Source organism: Microbacterium sp. cf332, from assembly GCF_900102175.1.
In the GTDB taxonomy this organism is placed as follows: domain Bacteria; phylum Actinomycetota; class Actinomycetes; order Actinomycetales; family Microbacteriaceae; genus Microbacterium.
The window spans coordinates 467,485-492,068 of the sequence record NZ_FNKN01000001.1 but is presented as its reverse complement, the minus strand read 5'-3'; the positions used below and the strand labels follow the sequence as shown (position 1 = coordinate 492,068).

Below are 24,584 nucleotides of genomic sequence, written 5' to 3'. Positions count from 1 at the left end.
TATGACCGGTCCCCGCGTCGCCGTGATCGGCTCCGGAAGCTGGGGCACGACGTTCGGCAAGGTGCTCGCCGACGGTGGCGCCCGCGTCACCATGTGGGCCCGTCGCGCCGAGCAGGCGCACGAGATACGCGAGGGCAAGCGCAACACCCGCTACCTCCCTGGCATCAACCTGCCACGATCGATGACCGCGACGCATCATCTCTCGGAGGCGCTCGACGGGGTCGACCAGATCTATCTCGCGGTGTCGAGCCAGGCGCTGCGCGAAAATCTCACCGCCATCCGTCCGTTGATCTCCGGCGGTTCGATGCCCGTCGTCTCACTGATGAAGGGCGTCGAGAAGCGCACCGGCCTGCGGATGAGCCAGGTCATCGAGCAGGGCCTCGACTGCGATCCCGCGCGCATCGCCGTGGCGTCCGGCCCCAACCTCGCCCTCGAGATCGCGCGCGAGCAGCCGACGGCCGCCGTCATCGCATCCTCGAGCCAGCAGACGGCCGAGGCCGTCGCCCTCCTGTCGCGCAACGCGTACTTCCGGTCGTTCGTGAACACCGACGTCATCGGCACCGAGTTCGGCGGTGTGCTGAAGAACCTCATCGCCGTCGCGATCGGCATCGTCGACGGCGTGGGCTACGGCGAGAACACGAAGGCGTCCATCATCACCCGCGGGCTGGTCGAGATGACCGACTTCGCCGTCGCGCAGGGCGCGCACCCCGAGACCCTTCAGGGCCTCGCCGGCCTCGGCGACCTCATCGCCACGTGCCAGTCGCCGCTGAGCCGGAACAACACGGCCGGGCGTCTGCTCGGCCAGGGGTACTCGTTCCAAGACGTCGTGAAGCAGATGGACCAGACCGCCGAGGGACTGGCCTCGGTCGCGCCGATCCTGACCCTGGCGCGCGCCGCCGGTGTGCAGATGCCGATCGTCGAGCAGGTCAAGATGGTCCTCGACGGCACCATGAACCCGCGCGACATCGCGCCCCACCTGACCACGGACGACGACAGGCCGACCGGCGAGAGGACCCCCCATGGCGACGACGACAGTAGCGGTGCTCTTCGGCGGGCGTTCCAGCGAGCATTCGATCAGTTCCGCAACGGCGGCCGGGGTTCTGCGCGCCATTGATCGTGACCGCTACCGGGTGATCCCCGTCGGGATCACCCGAGCGGGCGCGTTCGTGCTCGAGGACGACGACGCCGACAAGTTCGCGCTCGACCCGGAGCGGATGCCCGAAGTGGTCGACAACGGGACGCGCATGCTGTGGCCCGAGCCCGGCGGACGGCGGGAGCTGCGGGTCCGCCGCGCCGACGGCACGATCGACGCCCTCGGCGAGATCGATGTGGTGCTGCCCATCCTCCACGGCCCGCACGGTGAGGACGGCACCATCCAGGGCTTCTTCGATACCCTTCAGCTGCCCTATGCGGGCGGCGGCGTCTTCGACTCCGCGCTGTGCATGGACAAGCACTTCATGAAGATCGTCCTGCAGGCCGCCGGGATCCCGGTGTCCCCGTGGATCACGGTCGACGAGGCGCGGTGGCGCCGTGATCCCGACGCCGTGCGCGCGGATGCCGCGACCCTCGGCGTGCCCTGCTTCGTCAAGCCGGCCCGTGCGGGGTCCAGTGTGGGCGTGTCCAAAGTCCACGACGCTTCGGAGCTCGACGCCGCTCTGGAGATCGCCTTCGCCGAGGACGCCAAGGTGCTCGTCGAGCCGGCGATCGTCGGTCGTGAGGTCGAGGTCGCGGTGCTGGAGGGGCGGGGCGGCGAGCCCGCGCGCGCGTCGCTCCCCGGCGAGATCGTGCTGACAACGCGCGAGTTCTACGACTTCGAGGGCAAGTACCTCGGCGGTGACGGCGCGGAGGTCGTCTGCCCGGCCGACGTCACGGACGACGAGACCGTCGCATTGCAGCGGATGGCCGTCGCCGCCTTCGCCGCCGTCGACGGGCGGGGTCTCGCTCGCGTGGACTTCTTCCAGACGGCCGACGGGCTCTACGTGAACGAGCTCAACACCATGCCCGGGTTCACGCCGATCTCGATGTTCCCGAAGTGCTGGATCGCGTCGGGGCTGAGCTACGGCGAGTTGATCTCGGAGCTGATCGAGGTGGCGCTCACCCGAGCGCCGCAGCGGGTCTGACGCGCGGCGTCGCGCCCGGTGTCACGGACTGACCGGGGTGGGGACGGGCGTCGCGTCCACGCGGTCGACGCACGCACCGCCGTCGCGCGGGAGCCGCGACACGAGCGGCGAGAGGGCGTCGAGCACCTCGCGGCTCGAGACGCCCTGGACATCGTCCGAGATCTCCGTGTCGAAGTAGAGCTCGACGGCCGGCGTGCGGCCGAAGGAGACCACGCGGAAGCGGGGTGCCTCGGACTCGTCGATCACCCAGTCCACCCCGGAGACCGATTCGCAACGCAGCGTCGTCGGTCCGGGCGAGGCCACTCCGCACGAGAGGATGATCGTCGCGGGATCGCCCCACGCGGCGGTGGCCTGGCTATCCGTCCAGCGACGGTCGGCCCCCGCCACGGTCTGGGGGAGCCCCACCATGACGTCGGCGCACTCGGCGGCGTTCGCGTCGGGTGCGGCGGGGACGTTCACGGTGCTCGCGCAGCCGGCCAGGACGAGGGTCGCCGTGGCCAGGATCAGGGCGGGGATCGTACGGCGCGGCATCGTTCCAGAATAGTCCGCCGACGTCGCGCCGCAGCGCGGCGGTAGCGTGGGACCATGCCCGACGCGCCCCCCGGTACCCCTGTCGGAATGCTGAGCGAGGAGACGATCCTCGAGCGCATCCTCGCGCGTCTCGGGTCCGCCGATGTCCTCGTCGGGCCGGGGGACGACGCCGCGGTCGTCGGACTCGCCGACTCCCGCGTCGTCGTCACGACCGACACCCTCATCCACGGACCCGACTTCCGCCTGGCCTGGTCGTCGGGAGTCGACCTCGGTGCCAAGGCGGCGGCCGTCAACCTGGCCGACGTCGCGGCGATGGGGGCACGGCCCGTGGCGCTGTTCGTGGCCCTCGCGATGCCCCCGGACACCGCCATCGGCTTCGTCGAGGATCTCGCCGCGGGCCTCCGCTCCGCGTGCGACGAGCTCGCGCCGGGATGTCGGGTCGCGGGCGGCGACCTCGCGAGCTCCGACACGCTCACGGTCGCGGTGACCGCGATCGGAGAGCTCGAGCCGGGTCAGCGCCCCGTCCTGCGGTCCGGCGCGCGGCCGGGCGACATCGTCGCCGTCTGCGGCGACCTGGGCGTCGCGGCCGCAGGGCTGGACCTTCTCTTCGACCGGTTCCGCGACCCGCGGGGCGAGGCGGTCGCGGTCGACTCCTCGCAGCTGACCGCCGCGGAGCAGCACGCCGTGGCCCGGCAGCTGCGCCCGCATCCACCCATCTCGGCGGGCCCGGCGGCCGCCCGCGCGGGGGCCACCGCGATGATGGACGTCTCCGACGGCCTCGTACGCGATGCCCGTCGCCTCGCACGGGCATCCGGCGTGACGGTCGATCTCGAGCGTGCACGGCTGGGTCGGGACAGTGTGCGTGCACTGCGCGGGGGCGAGGACCACGCGCTGCTCGCCACTTTCCCGCCGGATGTCGCTCTCCCCACGGGATTCCGGCGCATCGGATCCATCGTCCCGTCGGGCGCCGCGCCCCTCACGGTCGACGGCGATGTCGAGCTCGCGCCGGGCGGATGGGACCCCTACCGCGACTGGGACGGCGCGTCGGGCTGAGTCGTGTCGGCGACGCGCTCGTACCACCACAGCGCGGTGTCGCCGTAGCGCTTCGACCGCAGTGCGGCGAGCTCCGGGGGCGTACGCGGCTCGGGGGAGCGGAAGGCGCGCTCGACGATGACCAGCGCGCCGTCGTCCGTCGCGGCGGTGACGAGCTCGAGCGTGCCCGCGAGGTCGTCGTCGGCGAGATCGTACGGCGGGTCGAGGAAAACGAGGTCGAACCGTCCGGACGTCGAACGGAGGAAGGCGTCGACACTGCTCCGGTGCACCCGGATCCGAGCCGGCGCGACCGCGCGAGCGACGGTCCGCGCGTTGTGCTCGGTCACGTTCGCCGCCATCGCCGACTTCTCGACCAGGTCGGCGGAGGACGCGCCGCGGCTGACGGCCTCGAGGCCGAGTGCTCCCGACCCTGCGTAGAGATCGAGCACGCGCGCACCGTCGAGGACGCCGGACGCCTCGAGGCCGCCGAACAGCGACTCGCGCACACGATCGCTCGTTGGTCGTGTTCCCCGATCGGGCACGCGGAGCGCGAGTGACCCTGCGGCTCCGGCGATGATGCGCGTCACGAGCCCTCCGGGCTGGCGGCGGGATCGTCGATCGGGCTCGCCGCGTCCTCGTCTCGGAGTCGCGGCTCGCTTCGCAGCTCGGGCCGGTAGCCCGCCTTGTCGGCATAGAACGCGCGGATGACGGACATGTCGGCGCCGACGTCCCCGGTGAGCTCAATCGTCGGACCGAGACCCGTCGTCATCGTCGTGCGATCGACGTAGCCGAGCGTCACCGGGAGCCCCGATGCGCGCGCGATCCGATAGAAGCCGGATTTCCAGCCGGTGCGCGACCCGCGCGTCCCGTCGGGGGTGATGACGAGGCCGAAGACCTCGCCTGCCGCGATCTTCGCGAGCACGTCGGCCACGACGCGCGACGGGTCGGCGCGATCGACGGGGATGCCGCCGAGCCGGCGCATGGGTGCATCCCGCCATCCGTCGAAGAGGCTCTTCTTCCCGAGCCAGCGGATGGGGATGCGCAGTCGCCAGGCGATCGCGAGCATGAGGACGAAGTCCCAGTTCGAGGTGTGAGGCGCACCGATGAGGATGGTGGGCCGGGTCGGCGCCGGGGTGCTGACGAGCCGCCAGCGGCTGAACGTCCAGAACAGGCGTGCGATCGCGCGTCGGATCATCCTCTTACCGTAGAGCCTCCGGGGGCGTGGCCGTGTCGGCCGCCGTGCCTAGACTCGGGAGCATGCCGCAGGTCGAGCTCGAGACCCCGCTGACGGAGGTCGTCGGCGAGAAGGTCGCCGCCACCCTCTCGCGGGCGTTCGGCATGACGACCGTCGGCGACCTGCTCGCGCACTACCCGCGCCGATACGCGCGCCGTGGCGAGCTCACACCGATCTCGTCGCTGCCGGTCGGCGAGATGGCGACGATCGTGGCCGAGGTGAAGTCGGTGTCGGAGCGCCCGATGAGACAGCGTCGCGGGTCCCTCATCGAGGTCGTGATCAGCGACGGCGTCGGCGAGGCGGCCCTGACCTTCTTCGGGCAGAAGTGGCGGCTGCAGGAGCTGCGGGTCGGGCGTCAGGGCATCTTCTCCGGCAAGGTGGGCGTCTTCAAGGGCAAGCAGCAGTTCGCCCACCCCGACTACGAGCTGTTCGACGACGAGGTCGAGGCGCGGGTCACCGCCGTCGCGCGCAGCCTCGAGCCGATCCCGATCTACTCGGCCACGAGCACCATAACGAGCTGGCAGCTGCGCAAGATCATCGCCGACGTCATCGCGCGGCTGGGCGACGTCCCCGATCCGCTTCCCGACGATCTGCGGGCGCGCGAGGGTTTCCTCGACGCCCGCACGGCACTCGTGCAGGTGCACACCCCCGTCGTCCCGGAGCAGGTTGCGCCGGGCTTCTCGACGCTGCGCATGCACGAGGCCTTCGTGCTGCAGACCGCGCTGCTGCAGCACCGCGTCCAGGTGCGTCGGCTCGCCGCGACGGCGCGGTCGGCGGGAGACCTGTTGTCGCAGTTCGACGCGGCGCTGCCCTTCGAGCGCACTCCCGATCAGGTCGAGGTCGGTGACGTCATCGCCGAAGATCTCGTGAACGAATGGCCCATGAACCGCCTCGTTCAGGGCGAGGTCGGGTCGGGCAAGACCCTGGTAGCGCTCCGTGCGATGCTGCAGGTCGCGGAGTCGGGCGGGCAGTCCGCGCTCATCGCGCCGACCGAGGTGCTGGCGGCCCAGCACGTGCGCTCGATCGCGCGGATGCTGGGGCCGCGTCTGGCGCCCGAGCTCATGCCTACCCTCCTCACCGGGACGCAGCCGGCGGCCGAACGACGCAAGGCGGCCCTGCGCGCGGCGTCGGGGCAGGCTCGGATCGTCGTGGGGACGCACGCGCTGCTCAGCGCGTCCACCACGTTCGCCGATCTCGGGCTCGTCGTCGTCGACGAGCAGCACAGGTTCGGGGTGGAGCAGCGAGAGGCGCTCCGCGCGAAGGGCACGTCGCCGCACGTCCTGGTGCTCACGGCGACACCGATCCCGCGGACGGTCGCAATGACGGTGTTCGGCGATCTCGACGTCTCCACGATCCGGACGATGCCGACGGGGCGCGCAGGCATCTCGACGTTCGTCGCCCCGCTCGCCGAGAAGCCGGGTTGGTTCGGCCGCGTCTGGGAGCGTGTGGCGGAGGAGGTCGCGGCCGGGCATCAGGCTTTCGTGGTGTGCGCCGCGATCGACGCCGAGAAAGCCGTCGTCGACGACACCGACGATTCCGGAATGCTCGACGACGGCACCCGTGTGCGAACGCGATGGGGTGTGGTGCAGGCGACCGCGATGCTCGCGCAGCATCCGTCGTTCGCAGACCTGACGGTCGCGACGCTCCACGGCAAGATGCCCGCCGATGAGAAGGATGCCGTCATGCAGGCCTTCGCGCGCGGTGAGATCGACGTGCTCGTCGCGACCACCGTCGTCGAGGTGGGCGTCGACGTCCCGAACGCATCGACGATGGTGATCCTCGAGGCCGAGAGGTTCGGCGTCTCGCAGCTCCATCAGCTGCGCGGACGCGTCGGCCGGGGGAGCGTGCCCGGCTTGTGCCTGCTCGTCACCGAGGCGGACCCCGACACCTCCGCACGGTCGCGTGTCGATGCGGTGGCGGCCACGACCGACGGATTCTCGCTCGCCGAGGTCGACCTCGAACTGCGCGGCGAGGGCGACGTGCTCGGCGACGCGCAGTCGGGCGCCCGGTCATCGCTGCGGCTTCTCCGCGTCGTGGCGGACGCCGACCTCATCGCCCACGCGCGCGACGAGGCCGCCGAGGTGCTCCGCGATGATCCCGACCTCTCCCGCCACCCCGGCCTCGCCGCAGCGATCGCACGACGCCTGCGCGAAGACGAGCGCGGCGCTCTGCACAGGAACTAGGCTCGGAGCATGAGCAACCGGATCGCGGTCGTACCCGGCTCCTTCGATCCGCCGACCCTGGGCCATCTCGACGTCATCCGTCGTGCTGCTGCCCTCTACGACCAGCTCCACGTCCTCGTCGTCCACAACCCCGGCAAAGAGGCCATGCTGCCGATCGCGCAGCGCCAGGCGCTGCTCGAGCAGTCGATCGACGATGCCGGCGTCGAGGGCGAGATCGTGGTCGCCGCGTGGAGCATGGGGCTGCTCGTCGACTACGCCACCGATGTGGGAGCGGGCATCCTCGTCAAGGGGATCCGCTCGCAGGTGGACGTCGCCTACGAGACGCCGATGGCGATCGTCAATCGCCACCTCGCGCAGATCGAGACGGTCTTCCTGCTGCCGGACCCCGCACATGCCCTGGTGTCGAGCTCGCTCGTCCGGCAGGTCGCCTCGCTCGGCGGCGACGTGTCGCCGTTCGTCCCGGGCCCGGTCGCGCGCTTCCTCGACACGGGGTCGCGCGGCATCTGAGGCCGACCCCCGCCATCCCGACTACCATTGTCGATCGTGGGTAGAAAAAAGCACGTCACCGGACCATTCGTCATCCCCGTGCACGACATCGTGTGGCAGCCGGGCGAGATGCGCGAGTTCGCCTTCAGTGTGCCCGCGCCCGACAAGTGGGGTGAGGGGCTCGTCTCCGTCGCCGCCGGACAGTCGCTGGATCTCGAGGTCCGCCTCGAGTCGGTGCACGAGGGCATCCTGGCGACCGCCGAGGTCGACACGATGTACGAGGGCGTCTGCGGACGATGCCTCACCGACCTGACACGCCCCCTTCGAATCGAGTTTCAGGAGCTCTTCGGGTATTCTGGGGACGAAGCGTCCGACTTCGAGGTTCAAGACGACCACGTGGATCTTGAAACTCTGGTCAGGGATTCGATCGTCCTGGCGCTTCCGTTCCAACCGGTGTGTCAGCCGGATTGCCCCGGGCTCGACCCGGCCACGGGCGAGAAGCTGGCTCCGGGAACGGAACCTGCGGAGCAGGTGCAGATCGATCCACGCTGGGCCGCGTTGACGGCCTACACCCTAGACCACGACGACGCAGACCACCGCGTCGCGACCGATACAGAGAAGAGCTAGCCATGGCAGGTAACCCCCCGAAGCGGAAGGTCTCCCGCTCCAACACGCGTTCGCGTCGTGCACAGTGGAAGGCGGAGGCCCCTACCCTCGTCAAGACCATCGAGAACGGCAAGGTCGTCTACAGCCGCCCTCACCAGGCGAAGGTCGTCACGGACTCGCAGGGCACCGAGCTGTTCCTCGAGTACAAGGGTCGCAAGGTCGCTGACGTCTGACGACGAGCGGCGTGACTGACATCACCGTCGAGCGCACGGCGCTCACCGACAAGCTCGGGGTCGACATCGACCCCGAGCTTCTGTCGCTCGCCCTCACTCACCGCTCCTACGCGTACGAGAACGGCGGGTCGCCCCACAACGAGCGGCTCGAGTTCCTCGGCGATTCGATCCTGGGCCAAGCGGTCACCGTGCATCTGTTCAGATCGCATCCCGAGCTCGACGAAGGCTCGCTGGCGAAGCGGCGGGCGAGCGTCGTCTCGACCGTTGCGCTCGCGGAAGTCGCTCGGGCCATCGGCTTGGGCGACCACATCCTTCTCGGGCGCGGCGAGACCCAGACCGGTGGGCGCGACAAGGACTCGATCCTGGCCGACGCGATGGAGGCCGTCATCGGCGCCGCCTTCCTGTCGGCCGGCCCCGAGCGCGCGCAGGAGCTCGTGCTGCGACTCGTCGCGCCGCTGCTCGCCGACCCCGCCCGCTACGGCGCGGCCATGGACCCGAAGACGTCGCTGCAGGAGCTCGCCGCGCACCTCGGCGTCGCGCCGCCGGTGTATCGCGTCGAGGCATCGGGCCCCGACCACAATCGCGTCTTCACGGCGACGGTCACCGTCGGCGATGTCGCCCGCGAGGGCATCGGCACGAGCAAGAAGCAGGCCGAGATGGCGGCGGCGCTGGCCGTATGGCACGTGCTCTCGGAACGTGCCTGAGCTTCCCGAAGTCGAGGTCGTCCGGGCCGGTCTCGAGCCCGCGGTCGTCGGGGCGATCATCGAGGCATGCACCGTGCTCGATGCCCGCGCGCTGACCCGGCACACCGGCTCGCCGGACTCCTTCGAACGCGAGCTGACAGGCCGTACCCTCACCGCCGCGGCCCGTCGGGGCAAGTTCCTGTGGTTCCCCGTCGGCGGAACGTCGCGTGCGGTCGTCGCGCACCTCGGGATGAGCGGGCAGATGCTCCTGCGCGAGCCGGGTGCGCCGACCGAGCGGCACGAGCGCATCCGGTGGGACATCGTGCACCCCGAGCACGGAGAGCTGTCCGTCCTCTTCGTCGATCAACGCACCTTCGGCTCCCTCGCGGTCGATGACCTGCACCCCACCGTCGACGGTGCCGCTGCCGGACGCGGGACGACACAGGCCGAGGTCCCTGGTCAGGTGGCGCACATCGCGCGAGACCCGCTCGACCCGGCATTCGACGTCTCCCGCTTCCATCGCGAGCTCGCGCGGCGAGCGTCGGGTGTCAAGCGGGTGTTGCTCGATCAGACCGTGGTCAGCGGCATCGGCAACATCTACGCCGACGAGGCGCTCTGGGCGGCCCGCATCCACCCGGAGACGTCGTCCGATTCGCTTTCGCGGACGTCGCGCGAACGTCTACTCGCCGCGGTCGTCGCCGTCATGACGAAGGCGCTGGCCGAGGGCGGGACGAGCTTCGACGCGCAGTACGTGAACGTCAACGGGCAGGCGGGGTACTTCGCCCACTCTCTCGAGGCCTATGGACGCGAAGGAATCCCCTGTTCACGGTGTGAAACGGCCATCAAGCGGGTGTCGTTCATGAACCGCTCCTCGCATTTCTGCCCTAGGTGCCAGCGGCGACGGTGAGAGAACCTCACCGATCGGTCGAGAGCTCGTCTTCCCTTGCGGGACAAGGGATCGGGGCCATTCAGGGGGCTTGTGCGGCAGCTGGTGCAGCCGTTTTGCGGTGTGAAAAGCTGACTTCCCGTTCACATTGACGTTGTCTAGATCCTGTGCTCGGACTACGCATCGCCGGGGTTCGCATGCTTCCTCAACCGAGCCCGTCCGCCAACGTAGTGCTGGGAGGCGAGCAGTAGCCCGCGCCGGCCAGTGACGCACAGGGCGCTGCTGACCCGTACCACGGTCGGGGGAGCAGCCACTGCCGCACCGTGAGCACGTCCGGTAGTCGTCCGTGCGCGGGATGCGGACCTCGAGGCCGTCGGGTGCGGGAATCGAGTCGTACTCAATACTGACCGAGAATAGCTCGCTCAACTGGTGCCAGCGACAACCCTGATGTGCAGTTGTCTAGTGACCATCATGGAGGCCCCGCCCATTCTTCGATGCCAACGGGAAGCCTCACCGTTTCCGCCGACGGCCCAACGGAGGCCATGATTACATCGTGAGCGGAACGGTCAACAGCGCGGAAGCGTTCATCAGCGCCCAACTCGGTGTTCTGTCGGAGAACAACCTCCATCATGAGTTCGAGAAGATCGCCACGCGTGTCGCGCGTAGACGTATCAGCGCAAATATTCTCATCGCAAACGGACCGGTCAGCGCTGGCGGAGATCAGCAACGCGACGCCGAGTCGTATACGACCTACATTCCCGAGGAACTCCCTCACTCTGCCGGTTTCGCCGCTGCCGCGTCACGATCCCCGGTCGTAGTTGCATGCACGGTGCAGAAGAAGTCTCTTCAGGCGAAGATCCTCGCCGACGTGGCAGGTATCTGCGCCATCGACGCCGACCCCATAGACCTCATTGTGGTGTTTAGCGCCGCCTCGATCGCTGAAGCGACTACACACACGCTGAAGGAGATGGTGCGGAAGCAGTACGGGGTCAAGCTGGACGTGTTCAGCGGTATGAAAGTCGCTACGTTGCTTGCAGAGCCCGAGCTCATCTGGATAGCGCAACGGTACCTCGATCTCCCCGCGCACCTTGTCCCGCCACCTGACACGGACACTCTCCCGGACTGGTACACCCAGCTCCTCCGCGACCTCCGGCACAACGAGGGCCCAGCCTCGCTCTCGCCAGCATCGCAGGGCGAGATCGCAGCGGGACTGCGGCACGCGACTTGGGATGAAGACGCCAACGCAGACCTTCCCGAGTGGATCGACTTCATGGGTGCTTTCCTGGCGGCCGAGAACGATGATGAGCTCGTCTTCCGCGCGTGCTACGAAATGGCTATCGGACGTTATCGCGGGACGGGCATCGCGACCGGCGTCGAGGACCTCGTTCGCCGCGCTCTTACCATTGCGGGGACGAGCCAGCAGGCGAACATCCTCGATGATGCGGCAGTGCTTCTGTCGTATTGGGGCGCGATGTGGGTTTCCGGCGCCGGACGCGCTGAAGTAGCCGAGATCACGAGCGCTCACGCCGCTCTCGTTGACCACATCCGCGAGGCGCTGTCAACGACTGATGCCAAGAACTACCCCGTGCGGACGGCGTCCCTGACGGGGACGCTGGCATGGCTGCACCTTTTCCCAGACTGGGAGCGTATTCAAGCCAAGAATGGTACTCCTGTACGTGTCGATGCCGCCGAAGGCGCTGGTACAGTCGCCGACCTCGATGTCATCGATGACACCGTCATCGATGCGGACGAAGTTGTCTCCCTGCCGGTCGCGATGCAGTACCTGTTGAAGCTGGTTACGCTACTCCCTCAAGCGCGGGGGTACGCGCTGAGCCGAATCAGCGATGTCGTCAACCTCTGGGCCCCACTCTTAGCGACGCAACCGGGGTACCCGACTGTCCGGGACGCCTTCGACGATGCCCTCGCTGAGGTCGAAGGCGACGCGACCGTTGCCGAGCGCTGCCATTCCCGTGCGGTGTCGTTCTACAAGCGTGGAGAGCTTCTTGACGCTCTCAGCGAACTCCACAAGGCGAAGGCTCGATGCCTGCGCGGAGACCTGGCCGACAACGCCGTCAACATCCTCCGCTTCATCTCTAGCATCTATCTTGAGCTCGACCTCAACCACGCCGCGAAGATGTACGCGTTCCACGCGGCCACATTCGCGAACCTCAGCATGAGCGACGACGTAAAGGCCGTGGTCCCTGCCGCGCTGTTCGAGGCCGCCGCAGCGACACACTTCACGGGTTGCTGGGTGGAAGCGTCGGCATTGACACGGGTTGCCCTGGTCGCCCACGCTGCTCACGCTCCGGGCGGATTCGACTTCGACCGGTATCCCGCGCTTGCCGGTCAGTTGCAGAACGAACTCCGAAAATTTGTCACGGTGACGACGTTCTGGCCAGAACTCGCTCCTCTCCTCGAAGATGCTCATAGCCCCGGTGACTTCCACGAGTACCTTGCCGCGCAGGCTGCCCACCCGGATGCGGTGATCGCCGAGGACGAAGAGACGTTTCAACACGAAGAATCTGCATTCCTCACTGGGCCATTGTTCGCCGATCTCGGACCGCGCCGGCAGGCGGACTTCTGCGCGCTCGGCGTTCGCTGGGTATTCACGTTCTCCAACGAACACCGCGCCGTGCTGGCCGCCGAAGGATTCATCGCCGCGTTCCAGGTGGTCCTCGCCGATATCGCCAAGCACCACCCCGTACTCTTACCCTGCACAGTGAACGCGAGCATCGTCGTGAAACCAACCGCCCGAGGGCGCGCGACGATCTCGGACGCTGGTACGGATCCCTACACCGCCACCATCACTGTGAGCGAGAGCGCGGCGGACATCAACGGATTCGCAAGGCAACTAATGGCTACGGCACTTGCTCTGGTTGCCATCCCGCACGTTCGCCCCAATGAAGATCTGCAATCGATAATGGAGCTGATGATGGCCGATGGGCTCCACCATAAATTGCTTTGCGTGCGCCCATATCAGGAATCAGCCGACTACCTCGAGCCGAGCAAGTATGTGCGGTGGGCTGACGCCTCACCACCAGCCTCCTCGGGCGACTTTACGCCCAACCATGACACCCCTCTCGCTGCATCAACTGAGCCCGTCGCCGGGTACGACCAGGAAAAGTTCGTGACTGCCGTTCGGGCGACATACGAAAATGCAGCGATCTGGAAGTACTCCATGGCTGCCATGCTGGCTGACGAGGGCGTGCGGGAGCGCATCGCAGATCTCCGATCCGAGGGTTGGCTGGACTGGCACATCATTGGTGCGCTCGTGAATCTCGCCGTTCAGTGGCGCCTCGAACATCTAGGCGTCGATGTTCAAACGCTCGACCGTTCGCAGGAGCCAGCGTTTCTGCGGCAACCGGAGACAGCTGACGAGCCTTCGATTCCACGGCCCATCGACCTCCGAGAGCTCGACCTTTTCCTCTACATGCACACGGCGCAAGTCGGCATGCGATGGGGACTGCGCCCTTTGCCGGAGAATCCGAGCGAAGGACGAATCCGAGATCTACTCACCCGCCGCTACCAGTTCACCGTCGTAGACGTGCCCCACCGCGACCTCCTGTCCGCAGTCGATGCGGACGGGAACTTCCTGCCGCTACTGTCACCGCGTGGCATCCACCCCCGGGGTGAGTCTCAGAAGCTCGACTCGTGAAGTCGTCTAGTTCGCGGGGGCGACAAGCATCGCGTGTGGCAAAGATCGCGGCTCGGAGCGCGCACGTGTCCGGAGTAATCAAGTGCTACATCGAGTTCTTCGAGCGTCCTGACGGCCTGCCCGACCTTCGTCTGCGGGAGAAAGTGACGGGGCGATGGGTGCGAGTGTTGACGAACCAACTGATTCTTCAGCAGGCCGCCCCGCTGTCGAACTTGCTGCAAGACTGCTTCGCCCACGGCGGTGGGCTTGTGGAGCGGACCGGCAACAAGGAGTTCCTCGCCCTTCGAGCGACGGTCGTCGGGCAGGGACCAGACGAGATTGCGGTGTCCTTCGACGGCAGTTTCTCGGTGTCGGTTCGAATCGTGGTAACGAACGTTGTCTCTCCGCCAGCCTCGGTTTGGTGTTATCTGGACGAGTATCAGCTCGAAGGCGACCGACTTGGGGTCCGTCTCCGGCAGAAGATCACCGGACGCAAGATCGAGATGTATGGAAAGAACGCTGAACATTTAACTCGGTTCCTTGCTAGCCCGCGGTTCACTGGGGTAGCAGAGCTCATGCCGAACCTGTATGAGAAGGAGGGGTTCCACGATTACGTACTCGTTTCCGGCGCGACAGCGGTGGACTCCTACGATGTGCTCCGTTTCAATGACGGGGCGGAGCTCACTTACCTACTCGGTCCAACGCCAGACACGGCGTACCGTGACGCGTTCCGCGCTATGAAAGATGAGGCTGCCGCGACCGCGCACGCTCGAACGGCTAAGGCACATTTCGAGCACGGGCGCTACCGAGAAGCGGTCCTGTCCGCGCGCCTTTCAGTCGAAGTCGCATGCGGCGGACGAGGTGCCGATGTGAGGCTGCGGTTGACAGGTGCGCCGAGCGACGTGTCGAACGCCGGGGACGTCCTGCGGGACAAGCGCAATATCGCGGTTCATGAGGGGGACACCCGAGTCGAGCAACAGGACGCGCGGGAAGCTCTCGATGCAATGAACGTCCTCCTGGACTTCCTTAAACCGGACCACTCCTAGCCGCTGTCGCGCGTGGGTGTGGCCGTTCGAGGGTAGCTCGCGAGCCACTGGCGAATATGATCAGTACCTCGTCAACGTCGTGCATCAGGCGCATCTGCTTGGGCACCATCGTGCGCGATCTGACGTCGTGTGACACTCAGTCGTGGAGGCCGAACTCGTCGGTCACCTGCTCGATGGTGAACTTCTGGCGCAGCTTTGCCGCGGTGTTCTGGTTCGCGAACATCCCGTTCTTCCAGACTGCTTGCTCCCGCGGCACAGTCTTGGTCCATGCGACGGGCACAACCCACTCGGCGTTCTCGTCCTCGGCGTCGCCCTCGTGGCGGTAGCTGCCGACGAGCGGGAGGCTCTGCAGCGGGGTCTCGACGCCGTCGACGTCGACCAGCGCCTCGTCGAAGCGGCGCGCCTCTCCGATTACGGTCCCAACGCCGACGTAGCCAGCTTTGGGGATGTGCACGAAGACTCGAGCGCCGGTCGGCAGGTTCTTCAGGGTCCGGGAGAACCATGCCCCGCCGCCGCCCGAGACGAAGCCGTACTTCTGCCCGTCCGCCCACTGGCGGGTGCCGCTGTCCTCGCCGAACGCGACGTACCAGTCGCTGCCGTTCCACGCCTCGCGGGTCTTCGTCTGGCGGGCGGGTGCAGCGCCGGGAGCCTGCTGGCCCTCGTTCTCGACCAGCCATGTGCGGGCGAGGTACTTCGCCCCGTTGTCTTCGAAGTGGCGGAAGAAGACGACGTTGATCGGCACGGCGAAGCCCTCGTTGAGGAACCGGACGATGCGCTCGGTGGCCGCATCGACGCTCGCAGCAACGATGGTGAACGTCTGCGTACTATTGACCTCCTCGGGGAGGGCCTCGTTGAAGCACTCCGCGAAGGCCTGCTCGAGCGCGACGCCGGGCTTGTACACCTCGAAGATGGATTGGATCTGGGCGCGGCCGAGCCCTGCGACCCAGGATCCGTAGTCCAGGGCCTGCGCGGTGACGTCGCGCGGAGTCTTGTCGCGCTTGAGCTCGATGACGTGGACCGCGGCGGTCTCGTCGAGCGCGAGCAGGTCGATGAATCCGCCAAATGCGGTGGGGACCTGGCGGCCGATGATCAGGAGCGTCTCGCCGAGCATCGACGGGTCGGACTCGATGTACGTCTCGAGCTGCGACTCGAGTCCGATCGAGGTCGGCACGATGCGGCTGAGCCGGCCGCCGTCCGCGCGCCACAAGCCCATTTCAACTGCCATTGCTGTTCGTCCTCCCACACCCTGAGGCGTCCGCCTGGCCATGAGCCTACCGAGAAGTGCTTTGCGACCGAGCGAGTCGGCTGTACATCGCTATCTGCAACCACCTGCGCAAGCGGCCGAAGCTCGAGACTCTTTCACTGGCTGAATGCCCAAGAAATGATGCCCTGACGCCCAGCTCGTCCCGTCGGCTCTTTTGGATCATGAATATTGCCGGCATCAGTACCGCACGTATGCGGCCGTCCGTGTTTCAGCTAGATCATTAGCGAAGTCGCGAGAGCCGCGCATCAACTGATCGGTGGCCCGCTCCGCTTTCTGGCAGAGCGGGTCACCTCCATTTCCTCACATACTCGTCGCCTCAGTTGTGTCAGTCCTCACCGATAGGGTGATGCCATGCCCCGCGCCTACGGATTCCGCGTCTTCATCGTCGAAGCGTTCAAGAACCGCAAGAAGGACCAGCCGCCTCTCGACTCCTCGTCGTCCTCGAATGTCCGCAGCGAGATCGTCGAACTCCTCGAACGTCTCGCCGACAGGAACACGCTCCGGTTTCCGCCGAGGGAGCCCGTGGACGGGGAGCCGGCCAAGCCGACGCGCACGGCGACACTCACCGGGCCAGTCGAGATCGGCTCCGAGGTGATCCATCTCGAGCTCGCCGTTGGCGAGACGGGCAGCCACGGCTATGCGACGCACGCGGTGGAGCCCCCAGTGAACATCAAGGACCGTTCCGCCGAGCAGCCGCACCGCATCACGCTGGTGTTCTCTACCGTGAGCGCGACGCGGTTCGTCGTCGTGTGCCAGACCATCCATAAGCGCGACGCGGTGCGACGGTTCTTCCAGCTGCTCACGGACGAGGGGCTGAGGAAGAAGCAGGAGATCCAGGCGGAACAGGAACGGCAGCGGGAGATCGCACGTGCCGCGGGGGAGCGGCTTCCTTCTGCCGCGCGGGTTCCCCGGCTGCTCTTCGACTACAAGCAGGCCGCTGACAACGCGTTTCTCGAGGAGATCCTCAGCGGAGCCAAGTCGGCTTCGGCGACGTTCACCAGCCGTGTCGCGTCGAACCGGGGAGGAGCCGCTGATCGCGTCGAGCGGACGCTGAAAATCAGCCTGGTCGATGAGAACCAGCGCCAGATCGCCCCGGCTGTCGGCCGGTCGTGGTGGGGGCGCATGCGCGAAGGCCACTCCGTCAGCGCCCATGAAGGAGTGTCGGAGGTCTCTGCTTTGCTGGAGCAGGAGCACCTGCTAGACGAGGATGAGGGGGACCGCTATGACAAGGTGTCACTCAGCATCAAGAGCGAGGCCGACGAGACGACCACCATCGCCGTGGACACCTTACGCGACGTCTTCACCTACCCGGTGTCCGACGGCGAGCCCAGCATCCTCTACTACTACGAGAAGGTCGCTGGCCGGCTCCACACGATCGCTATGCAGGACGGCCTGCATCTCAGCCGGCTCGATCCGTATGAGGTGGAGGAATGTCTGAGCGCTTCGATCTTCGGCCATTAGTCCGCGGCCTTCGCGACGGGCTTAGACTCCGTCGTGCCCAAGCGCAGGACGAGAAGCCCGATCGCTGGACACGAGTCATCCTCTTCGGCATTCCGGCGGCCGTTCTGATCGTGATGATCGCCTTCCGCGTCGAGCTCACCAAGGCCGACCAGCTGCTGGCCGGCGCTGCGCTGCTGTCGGCTGCTCTGATCGGTGCGTTTGCCCAGATCGTCACCTGGCGCGAACGGATCCTGCGTCGGAACCGCGAAGTCGAGAGGATCAAGGTACGCGCGCTCAACGAGGCGGGCGCGCATGTCCTGGTCTCCTTGGTCATGTCGGTGGTGGTCACAGTGGCGGTTTTCGTGCTCGCCAACCTGACGCTCGACTGCTCACCGCTCTACGTGCACATCATCGCCTGGGCACTGAGCGGCATCAGCGCAGCAAGTTTCGCCTACGTCGCGCTGTCGTTGGTGATCGTGGCGAACCTGCTCTGGGACGCGTTCGAACGCGAGGAGCAGGACATTATCGACGAGAACCCGCCACAGTTCCCGCCTGGCAAGTAGCAGTGTCTAACCATCCCAGAAGTCCCAAGAGGTTGCATTCAGCCTTGTCGGGGCATATTCGCGTCCACCATGAATGTAAGGTTTTTGATACAAGCTCAGTTGTCAGCACCACCGAAGAAGAGGTTCCATGGCCACCACCACGCCCCCGCAGGCACAGCGCGTCGCGACGACGGAGAACGTCGTATGGGCGACCGCGGACAAGTTCCTGCGCAACGTCGTGGAAGAGACCGAGTACGGCGACTACATCCTGCCGTTCACGGTGCTCCGTCGCCTCGAGTGCTTGCTCGCCGGGACGAAGGCGGAGGTCATCAAACTGGTCAACCGCCTCATCGAGAAGGACACGCCGCTCCGGTTCATCGACGCCGACGTCAAGCGCCGCTTCGGTCTGAGTTTCTACAACACCTCGCCACTGAGCCTCGAAGCGATCGCGTCTACCGACGATCAAGTAGAGGCATCCGTTCTCGAGTACATCGCCGGGTTCTCCCACAACATCGCGGACATCTGGACTTCGTTCGAGTTCCCGCGCCTCGTGAAGAAGCTCGCCGAGGCGAACCGCCTCCACGCGGTCGTGCGGCACTTCTCGACGCTGGACCTCTCGGCGGAGGCCATGCCGAACACAGCGATGGGCGATCTCTTCGAGAACGTCATGTACAGGGCCTTCGACAAGAAGGGCAAGGCCGCGGGCGCGTTCTACACCCCTCGCGACGCGATCAAGCTCATGGTCGACGTGCTCTTCGCCTCCGACGAGGACTCGCTCCGGGGCCGGAACACCACGCGCTCGATCTACGACCCCACCGCGGGCTCCGGCGGCATGCTGCTCGTGGCGAACGACCACCTCACGGAGCTTTACCCCGACATCGAGGTGAACCTCTTCGGCCAAGAGCTCATGCCGAACGCATATGCGTTGGGCAAGGCAGACCTCCTCATCCAAGGAGGTCTTCCGGACGCGATCCGCCAGGGCGACACCCTCTTGCGCGACGAATACGCCGACCGCCAGTTCGACTACGTGCTCTCCAACCCCCCCTTCGGGTCCGACTGGGACGTGCAGTACAAGGAGGTGGTCGAGCAGTCGAAGGTCAAGGATTCTCGCTTCTCGCGCGGCCTGCCGAGCAAGTCCGACGGGCAGATGCTGTTCCTCGCCCATTGCGCCTCGAAGCTCGCTCCCGCGGGAAAAGCCGGCCACGGCGGCAGAGCTGCTGTGGTCTCCAACGCCGCACCGCTGTTCAGCTCCGATAAAGGGCCGAATACTATCCGCCAGTGGCTCTTCGACGAGGACCTGATCGACACGATCGTGCAGCTCCCCAATGACATGTTCTACGGCACCGGTATCGCAACCTACGTGTGGATCCTCGACACGAACAAAGAGCCCGCCCGTCAGGGCAAGATCCAGCTCATCGATGCGAGTGGGCTCTGGAAGCCGATGAGAAAGCCCCTGGGCTTCAAGCGTCGAGAAATGGGAACGAAGAACCGCAAGGTCGTCCATGATGCATACAAGGCATTCGAGGAGGCTGACCCTAGGATCTCGCGCGTATTCACCAAAGAGGACTTCATGTTCCGTGACGTGACCGTCTTCAAGCAGGCTCGTCTCGCCACAGTCGTGACCGAGGAGGCTCTAGAAGCTGTGGCCGGCCACAAGGACTTCATTGAAGCGCACCGCGAAGTCATCAAGAAGCTCGATGGCACGCCGTGGAGTTCGTTGCCCGACAGGCTAAAGACGATGTGCAAGGCGCAGGGGCTCAAGGCCTCCATCGGGTTCATCAACGCGGCAGCGAACGCGTTGGGCGTTCATGACGACACGGCACCGCTAGCTGTCGACCGCAAGGGTGACCCCGTCCTCCTCAACGGTTGGAAGATCACCGAGCGCGTGCCACTGAGCGAGAATCTCGAAGAGCACATGGCCCGCGAGGTACTGCCTTTCGCGGAAGGTGCCACGTGGGATGAAAGCAACGCGAAGAACGGCAATGAGATCCCCTTCACGCGGATCTTCTACAGCCCCGAGGAACCGCGCCCGCTCGAAGAGATCGACGCAGATGTCTCACGCCTCATGAGTGAGCTTGCCGAGATGTTCAAGGAGGTGCATAAGGCATGAGGGCAGATCTGGCAGCGCGACTTGGCCCAATCAAGTGGGATCTTGTGCCTCTCTGGTCCGTCGCACCTCGCGTAGTCAACAAGAACATAGGGTTGGTTGAGAACAACCTGCTTTCGCTCTCCTATGGACGCGTCATCCGCAAGGAGATCGACGCTGTCGGCGGCCTACGCCCCGAGTCGTACGAGACCTACAACATCGTCGAGGATGGCGATGTTGTGCTCCGCATGACCGATCTCCAGAACGACAAGAAGTCGATTCGAGTGGCACAGGCGTCAGAGCGGGGACTCATCACCTCGGCGTATATCACCGTGCGACCGGACGCATCTAAGACAGATCCGCGCTTCATCGCGGCTGTGCTCCGCGCCTACGACATCCAGAAGGCGTACTACGAGATGGGTGCAGGGGTGCGACAGAACCTCGGCTACGCCGAGCTGATCGACCTCCCGATCCCGCTGCCTCCGAGGGAAACACAGCGGTACATCGCCGACTATCTCGACCGCGAGACGGATGAGATTGATGCGATGATCGCGAGAATGGACGAGTTGGCGAGAGTGCTGGAGGACCGGCGAAGGCGAAGCATTGATAACTCGTTCGCAGCAGTTGCCAAGACCGCACCACTTTGGGCTCTCACGGCCGGTGTGATCGACTGTCCGCACACAACTCCTCAACTCGATGAAGCGGGACCAGCCGAGGCGGTCCGCACGGCCTCCGTGCGCTCAGGTAAGTATGTGGCGGGGAAAGGCATTGCTGTCTCTCTCGAAACAGCGCGGCAACGCAACGGTGCCTTTCCTCCGCGCCCAGGTGATCTCTTCTTCACTCGCGAAGCTCCCGCAGGTGAGGTCGCTCTTGTGCCTAAGGGAATCTTTTGTCTTGGACAGCGCATGGTTCTCATCCGCGTCGATCCGGAGGTCACCGACAGCCGCTTCCTGCTCTATGCGATGTGCACCAAGTCCGTGAGAGATGAGTTTCGTCTGTCTGCTGGAGGATCTACCGTCCCAAACCTCAAGCTCGGCACTATTCGAGCGACGCGAATCCCGTTTGCCGCGCTCGCAGACCAGCAGCGCATAGCCGATCAACTCGACGAGGTGACTTCCCGGATCGATGCAATGCTGGCCAAGGTCGCGGAGCTCAAGTCTCTCCTCACCGAGCGCCGGGCTGCTCTCATCACTGACCTTGTGACGGGCCGGAAGGAAGTGGCATGAGCGACGCACAACTTCTCGAGCACAACTTCGAGTCCGACCTCTGCGACGCGCTCGCTCAACGCGGCTGGCTCTACGAGAACCTGGGCAACCCGAACGCAGCTGGCTGGGACATCGCCCGGGCGATGGTCCCCGCCGACGTCCTGCACTGGCTCTCGACTCAGTACCCGGACGAGTACGAGAAGGCGGTGCCCTCGGATCTCGCCAACGGCGCGCTCGAGCTCGCCGAGCGCAAGCTCCTCGACCACGTCGTCAAGGAGCTGGGTAAGACGACGAAGATGGACCCGATCACCGGGCATCCCGTCGGTGGCCTCCTCGGTCTGCTGCGGCGCGGCTTCACCTACGCCCAGGTCGCCAGGCCTGCGGCGAAGTTCGGCCCGCTCATGGAGTTCCCCCCGGAGAACCCGAACCTCGCGAGCGTCATCGAGCGGTCGGAGGCCGTGCGCCTGCGGGTGCTGCGCCAGGTGCGCTTCGACACCCAGACCAGCGAAGAGATCGACGTCGTGCTCTGCGCCAACGGGCTGCCGATCGCCACGCTCGAGCTCAAGACCGACAACACGCAGACGGTCAACCACGCGATCACCCAGTACAAGAACGACCGCGTGCCCGGTTCGACGCGTGCCCTGCTGCAGCCGGGCCGCGCCCTCGTGCACTTCGCGGTGTCCAACGACCTCGTCTACATGACGACCAAGCTGCAGGGCGCTGAGACCACGTTCCTGCCCTTCAACCAGGGCAGCGACGGCCACGCGGGCAACCCGCCGTCCCCGACGGGCTCCGCGACCGACTACCTGTGGCGCGAGATCCTCGCCCGTCCGACTCTCATGCGCATCCTGAAGAACTACGCGCTCTACGAGCCCAACCGCGCGAAGAAGGGCGACGGCCGCCTGGTGTTCCCTCGGTTCCACCAGCTACGGGCCGTCGAGCGCGTCGTCGCCGACATCGAGAAGCAGGGGCCTGGCGGCCGCTACCTCGTCTGGCACTCGGCCGGCTCGGGCAAGACGAAGACGATCGCATGGCTGTCGCACCGGCTCATCCGCCACGTGGGCGCGGACGCGCAGTCGACCTTCGACTCGGTGATCGTCGTCACCGACCGCACCGTGCTCGACGAGAACGTGCGCGACGACATGAACCTCGTGCAGTCCAGCGCGGGGCTCGTCGTCAACATCGGTGATGCCTCAGGGGCGAAGTCCGCGCAGGTGAAGCAGGCCCTGCTCGAGGGCAAGCACATCATCACGTGCACCCTCCAGACCTTCCCGCACGTCATGGAGCTCATCGAGGACACCGACGAGCTGAACGGCAGGCACTGGGCCGTCGTCGCGGACGAGGCGCACTCCTCGCAGTCCGGGTCCACCGCCCGAGCGCTGAAGGGCCTGCTCGTCGATCTCGACCTCGATCCGAACGAGGTGATCAGCGCCGACGACCTGCTGGCGGCCAAGGATTCCGCGATCGCCGCGAGCGCGAACATCACCTTCATCGCCCTCACGGCGACGCCGAAGGCGAAGACGCTGCGCCTGTTCGGCACGCAGGCCGACGGCGAGGACCGCTGGGACGCCTTCGACACCTACACGATGGCCCAGGCGATCGAGGAGCAGTTCATCCTCGACGTGCTCACGAACTACTCGACCTACGACATGTTCCTGCGCGTGACGAACACTCTCGACGACGAGGACGACGATCCCGAGGTCGACACTGGTCGCGCGGTGAAGGACATCGTCCGCTTCGCACAGCTCCACCCCACGGCGATCGCCCAGAAGGCCCAGGTCGTCGTCGAGCACTTCCGCCGCAACGTCGCGCACATGCTCGGCGGCCAGGCCCGGGCCATGGTCGTCACCTCCGGGCGCAGGGAAGCCGTCCTGTGGTTCGAGAAGTTGAACGCCTACGTCGCGGAGAAGGGCTATACCGGTCTTGGCGCACTCGTGGCATTCTCGGGCTCGGTCAAGAACAGCGCCGGCGAAGAGGTCACCGAGGCCTCGCTGAACGCTGTCGGCGACGTCGCGAAGGCCTTCCGCGAAGGGGACGAGCACAGGATCCTCATCGTGGCGAACAAGTTCCAGACGGGCTTCGACGAGCCGCGCCTCATGGCGATGTACGTCGACAAGGTGCTCACCGACATCGCCACTGTGCAGACGCTCTCTCGCCTGAACCGCATGTACCCGGGCAAGTCGGCCCCCATGGTCGTCGACCTCGTGAACACGCCGGAGAACGTCCAGAAGGATTTCGCCCGCTACTACACGGACGCGCACGTCGAGGGCGAGGTCGACGCGAACGCCCTGTACGAGCTCACCGAGCGCCTGGACGGCGTCGGTCTGTACACCGAGGCCCAGATGCGTGAGGTCGCGCGGGCCTACATGGACAAGCTCGGCGGCGAAGCGATCCAGAAGGCTCTCGGGCCGATCAAGTTCGCCTGGAGCAGCGAGATGCAGAAGGCGCGGCTCACGAAGGACAAGGCCCGGTACAAGGAGCTGAAGGACTTCCGGTCGGACGCGATCAGCTACCGCAATGCCTGGCAGTTCCTCTCCCAGATCGTCGACTACGACGACGAGGACCTGCGCCTGCGCGCCGTATTGATGACGCTGCTGGCCCGGAACCTGCACCTCACGCCCGAGGAATACGACAGCAGCTACATGGACGGCGTGCAGCTCGGGGGGGTGAAGCTCGTGCCCGAGAAGGTTAACGCCGACTACCGTGTCGACTTCATCACGGATAGCGGCATCGTCATTGAGCTCCCGACGTTTACCTCTGAGCCCGGCGGTGTTGGAGTGAATGCGCGTGGTCCGCTCGAAGAGGCCATCGAGAAGGTCAACGACCTCTTCAGCGAGAAGGGCATCGACGCGAGCCCGGGCAGCATCTCCGGCTTCATCACCGCCTACTGGGGCTTCCTCAATGCCGACGAGGAAGCCATCGCGATGGCCAGGAGCAACAACGTCGAACAGCTCAAGGGGTCGACGAAGTTCTCCGACGCGAGCGACTACGCCATGTATCAGGCGTTCCAGAACACCGATGAGATCAAGAAGGCTCTCTCCGATCCTGACGTGCTCGCAGCGCTGCTCGCCATCACCGCGGAGAAGATGCACGGCGAGCATAACGTCGCCGAGGATGATCAGAGCAGGCACGATCGAGATGAGGCTAACGATGATGACTGATCAGCGCGCCGTCATGCTCGAGATCGCCCAGCGTGTTCGCGAAGCTCGCTTGGCGGCTCAAATGAGCCAGAACGAGCTCGCGGATCGAGCAGAGGTGTCGAGACCATCGGTGGCCCGAGTCGAGCGCGGCGATGACGTCAACACGGCGACACTCGGAAAGATAGCTACAACTCTCGGACTGGCGCTCCAGCTCAAGGAACAAGCTGATTAGC

General features: G+C 66.0%; 21 protein-coding genes. 17 read left to right on the top strand and 4 right to left on the bottom strand.

Annotated features, from left to right (window positions below; genetic code table 11):
- The first annotated feature begins 1 nt into the window (after position 1).
- Together BLT21_RS02295 and BLT21_RS02290 are read left to right on the top strand one after the other, a co-directional pair.
- Positions 2–1,114, top strand: coding sequence for an NAD(P)H-dependent glycerol-3-phosphate dehydrogenase (locus tag BLT21_RS02295; protein WP_091498620.1), 1,113 nt, complete (start codon positions 2–4; stop codon positions 1,112–1,114).
- Positions 1,020–2,120 carry a D-alanine--D-alanine ligase family protein gene (locus tag BLT21_RS02290; protein ID WP_091498616.1) on the top strand — a complete coding sequence of 367 codons (1,101 nt, stop codon included), beginning with the start codon at positions 1,020–1,022 and terminating at the stop codon, positions 2,118–2,120. Before BLT21_RS02295 ends, BLT21_RS02290 begins: the two co-directional genes overlap by 95 nt.
- A gap of 21 nt (positions 2,121–2,141) precedes the next feature.
- Here the strand turns inward: BLT21_RS02290 and BLT21_RS02285 are convergent, their stop codons facing one another.
- The gene (locus BLT21_RS02285) at positions 2,142–2,651 is read right to left on the bottom strand and encodes a DUF3515 family protein (protein WP_091498613.1); all 510 of its coding nucleotides are present in this window, start codon (positions 2,649–2,651) and stop codon (positions 2,142–2,144) included.
- 54 nt (positions 2,652–2,705) lie between these two features.
- Here BLT21_RS02285 and thiL point away from each other — a divergent pair, with 54 nt between their 5' ends.
- Complete coding sequence (thiL, locus tag BLT21_RS02280) at positions 2,706–3,704, top strand: thiamine-phosphate kinase (RefSeq protein ID WP_091498610.1); 999 nt, start codon at positions 2,706–2,708, stop codon at positions 3,702–3,704.
- Here thiL and rsmD read toward each other — a convergent pair.
- Together rsmD and BLT21_RS02270 are read right to left on the bottom strand one after the other, a co-directional pair.
- Positions 3,674–4,270, bottom strand: coding sequence for a 16S rRNA (guanine(966)-N(2))-methyltransferase RsmD (rsmD, locus tag BLT21_RS02275; protein WP_091498608.1), 597 nt, complete (start codon positions 4,268–4,270; stop codon positions 3,674–3,676). The genes thiL and rsmD overlap by 31 nt on opposite strands.
- A complete protein-coding gene (locus tag BLT21_RS02270; protein ID WP_091498602.1) occupies positions 4,267–4,878 on the bottom strand; it encodes a 1-acyl-sn-glycerol-3-phosphate acyltransferase in 612 nt (203 codons plus the stop codon). The genes rsmD and BLT21_RS02270 overlap by 4 nt, the downstream gene beginning before the upstream one ends.
- Before the next feature lie 62 nt (positions 4,879–4,940).
- On the opposite strand from BLT21_RS02270, the gene BLT21_RS02265 reads away from it, so the two are divergent.
- From BLT21_RS02265 to BLT21_RS02230, 8 genes are all read left to right on the top strand, one after another.
- Complete coding sequence (locus tag BLT21_RS02265) at positions 4,941–7,100, top strand: ATP-dependent DNA helicase RecG (RefSeq protein WP_091498598.1); 2,160 nt, start codon at positions 4,941–4,943, stop codon at positions 7,098–7,100.
- 9 nt (positions 7,101–7,109) lie between these two features.
- Positions 7,110–7,607, top strand: coding sequence for a pantetheine-phosphate adenylyltransferase (gene coaD, locus BLT21_RS02260; protein WP_091498594.1), 498 nt, complete (start codon positions 7,110–7,112; stop codon positions 7,605–7,607).
- A gap of 108 nt (positions 7,608–7,715) precedes the next feature.
- Entirely contained in the window at positions 7,716–8,213 is a 498-nt protein-coding gene (locus BLT21_RS02255; protein ID WP_091500642.1) for a YceD family protein, read from the top strand.
- Positions 8,214–8,215: 2 nt separating this feature from the next.
- A complete protein-coding gene (gene rpmF / locus BLT21_RS02250; protein ID WP_019179169.1) occupies positions 8,216–8,425 on the top strand; it encodes a 50S ribosomal protein L32 in 210 nt (69 codons plus the stop codon).
- Positions 8,426–8,436: 11 nt separating this feature from the next.
- Positions 8,437–9,129 carry a ribonuclease III gene (gene rnc / locus BLT21_RS02245; protein WP_091498589.1) on the top strand — a complete coding sequence of 231 codons (693 nt, stop codon included), beginning with the start codon at positions 8,437–8,439 and terminating at the stop codon, positions 9,127–9,129.
- A complete protein-coding gene (gene mutM, locus BLT21_RS02240) occupies positions 9,122–10,015 on the top strand; it encodes a bifunctional DNA-formamidopyrimidine glycosylase/DNA-(apurinic or apyrimidinic site) lyase (RefSeq protein ID WP_091498584.1) in 894 nt (297 codons plus the stop codon). Before rnc ends, mutM begins: the two co-directional genes overlap by 8 nt.
- Positions 10,016–10,547: 532 nt before the next feature.
- Positions 10,548–13,649 (top strand): hypothetical protein, encoded by a 3,102-nt coding sequence (locus BLT21_RS02235; RefSeq protein ID WP_143024928.1) that lies wholly within the window; start codon positions 10,548–10,550, stop codon positions 13,647–13,649.
- A gap of 35 nt (positions 13,650–13,684) precedes the next feature.
- Positions 13,685–14,674: a hypothetical protein gene (locus BLT21_RS02230; RefSeq protein WP_143024927.1), complete on the top strand. Its 990-nt coding sequence runs from the start codon at positions 13,685–13,687 to the stop codon at positions 14,672–14,674.
- A gap of 136 nt (positions 14,675–14,810) precedes the next feature.
- Here BLT21_RS02230 and BLT21_RS02225 read toward each other — a convergent pair whose 3' ends face one another.
- Positions 14,811–15,899: a PDDEXK family nuclease gene (locus BLT21_RS02225; RefSeq protein WP_091498570.1), complete on the bottom strand. Its 1,089-nt coding sequence runs from the start codon at positions 15,897–15,899 to the stop codon at positions 14,811–14,813.
- Positions 15,900–16,289: 390 nt separating this feature from the next.
- On the opposite strand from BLT21_RS02225, the gene BLT21_RS02220 reads away from it, so the two are divergent.
- The 6 genes from BLT21_RS02220 to BLT21_RS02195 all read left to right on the top strand — a co-directional run bounded on the left by BLT21_RS02220 (position 16,290) and on the right by BLT21_RS02195 (position 24,583).
- Positions 16,290–17,399: a hypothetical protein gene (locus BLT21_RS02220; protein ID WP_091498565.1), complete on the top strand. Its 1,110-nt coding sequence runs from the start codon at positions 16,290–16,292 to the stop codon at positions 17,397–17,399.
- Positions 17,369–17,941, top strand: a complete 573-nt coding sequence (locus tag BLT21_RS02215; protein ID WP_143024926.1) for a hypothetical protein — start codon at positions 17,369–17,371, stop codon at positions 17,939–17,941. The genes BLT21_RS02220 and BLT21_RS02215 overlap by 31 nt, the downstream gene beginning before the upstream one ends.
- A gap of 127 nt (positions 17,942–18,068) precedes the next feature.
- Positions 18,069–20,030 carry a type I restriction-modification system subunit M gene (locus tag BLT21_RS02210; protein ID WP_091498559.1) on the top strand — a complete coding sequence of 654 codons (1,962 nt, stop codon included), beginning with the start codon at positions 18,069–18,071 and terminating at the stop codon, positions 20,028–20,030.
- Positions 20,027–21,232 (top strand): restriction endonuclease subunit S, encoded by a 1,206-nt coding sequence (locus BLT21_RS02205; RefSeq protein ID WP_091498556.1) that lies wholly within the window; start codon positions 20,027–20,029, stop codon positions 21,230–21,232. The genes BLT21_RS02210 and BLT21_RS02205 overlap by 4 nt, the downstream gene beginning before the upstream one ends.
- Positions 21,229–24,372, top strand: coding sequence for a type I restriction endonuclease subunit R (locus BLT21_RS02200; protein ID WP_091498552.1), 3,144 nt, complete (start codon positions 21,229–21,231; stop codon positions 24,370–24,372). The genes BLT21_RS02205 and BLT21_RS02200 overlap by 4 nt, the downstream gene beginning before the upstream one ends.
- On the top strand, positions 24,326–24,583 hold the full coding sequence (locus BLT21_RS02195; protein WP_371113412.1) for a helix-turn-helix domain-containing protein: 258 nt from the start codon (positions 24,326–24,328) through the stop codon (positions 24,581–24,583). The genes BLT21_RS02200 and BLT21_RS02195 overlap by 47 nt, the downstream gene beginning before the upstream one ends.
- Position 24,584 lies beyond the last annotated feature (1 nt).

What these genes read in the sequence shown, in the direction of transcription:
- rpmF (WP_019179169.1), top strand. Translation starts at nt 8,216, where the DNA reads ATGGCAGGTAACCCCCCGAAGCGGAAGGTCTCCCGCTCCAACACGCGT.
- BLT21_RS02225 (WP_091498570.1), bottom strand. Translation starts at nt 15,899, where the DNA reads ATGGCAGTTGAAATGGGCTTGTGGCGCGCGGACGGCGGCCGGCTCAGC.
- BLT21_RS02210 (WP_091498559.1), top strand. Translation starts at nt 18,069, where the DNA reads ATGGCCACCACCACGCCCCCGCAGGCACAGCGCGTCGCGACGACGGAG.
- BLT21_RS02200 (WP_091498552.1), top strand. Translation starts at nt 21,229, where the DNA reads ATGAGCGACGCACAACTTCTCGAGCACAACTTCGAGTCCGACCTCTGC.
- thiL (WP_091498610.1), top strand. Translation starts at nt 2,706, where the DNA reads ATGCCCGACGCGCCCCCCGGTACCCCTGTCGGAATGCTGAGCGAGGAG.
- BLT21_RS02205 (WP_091498556.1), top strand. Translation starts at nt 20,027, where the DNA reads ATGAGGGCAGATCTGGCAGCGCGACTTGGCCCAATCAAGTGGGATCTT.
- BLT21_RS02270 (WP_091498602.1), bottom strand. Translation starts at nt 4,878, where the DNA reads ATGATCCGACGCGCGATCGCACGCCTGTTCTGGACGTTCAGCCGCTGG.
- coaD (WP_091498594.1), top strand. Translation starts at nt 7,110, where the DNA reads ATGAGCAACCGGATCGCGGTCGTACCCGGCTCCTTCGATCCGCCGACC.
- BLT21_RS02290 (WP_091498616.1), top strand. Translation starts at nt 1,020, where the DNA reads ATGGCGACGACGACAGTAGCGGTGCTCTTCGGCGGGCGTTCCAGCGAG.
- BLT21_RS02220 (WP_091498565.1), top strand. Translation starts at nt 16,290, where the DNA reads ATGCCCCGCGCCTACGGATTCCGCGTCTTCATCGTCGAAGCGTTCAAG.
- BLT21_RS02255 (WP_091500642.1), top strand. Translation starts at nt 7,716, where the DNA reads ATGCGCGAGTTCGCCTTCAGTGTGCCCGCGCCCGACAAGTGGGGTGAG.
- BLT21_RS02215 (WP_143024926.1), top strand. Translation starts at nt 17,369, where the DNA reads ATGTCTGAGCGCTTCGATCTTCGGCCATTAGTCCGCGGCCTTCGCGAC.
- BLT21_RS02195 (WP_371113412.1), top strand. Translation starts at nt 24,326, where the DNA reads ATGATCAGAGCAGGCACGATCGAGATGAGGCTAACGATGATGACTGAT.
- BLT21_RS02295 (WP_091498620.1), top strand. Translation starts at nt 2, where the DNA reads ATGACCGGTCCCCGCGTCGCCGTGATCGGCTCCGGAAGCTGGGGCACG.
- BLT21_RS02285 (WP_091498613.1), bottom strand. Translation starts at nt 2,651, where the DNA reads ATGCCGCGCCGTACGATCCCCGCCCTGATCCTGGCCACGGCGACCCTC.
- BLT21_RS02265 (WP_091498598.1), top strand. Translation starts at nt 4,941, where the DNA reads ATGCCGCAGGTCGAGCTCGAGACCCCGCTGACGGAGGTCGTCGGCGAG.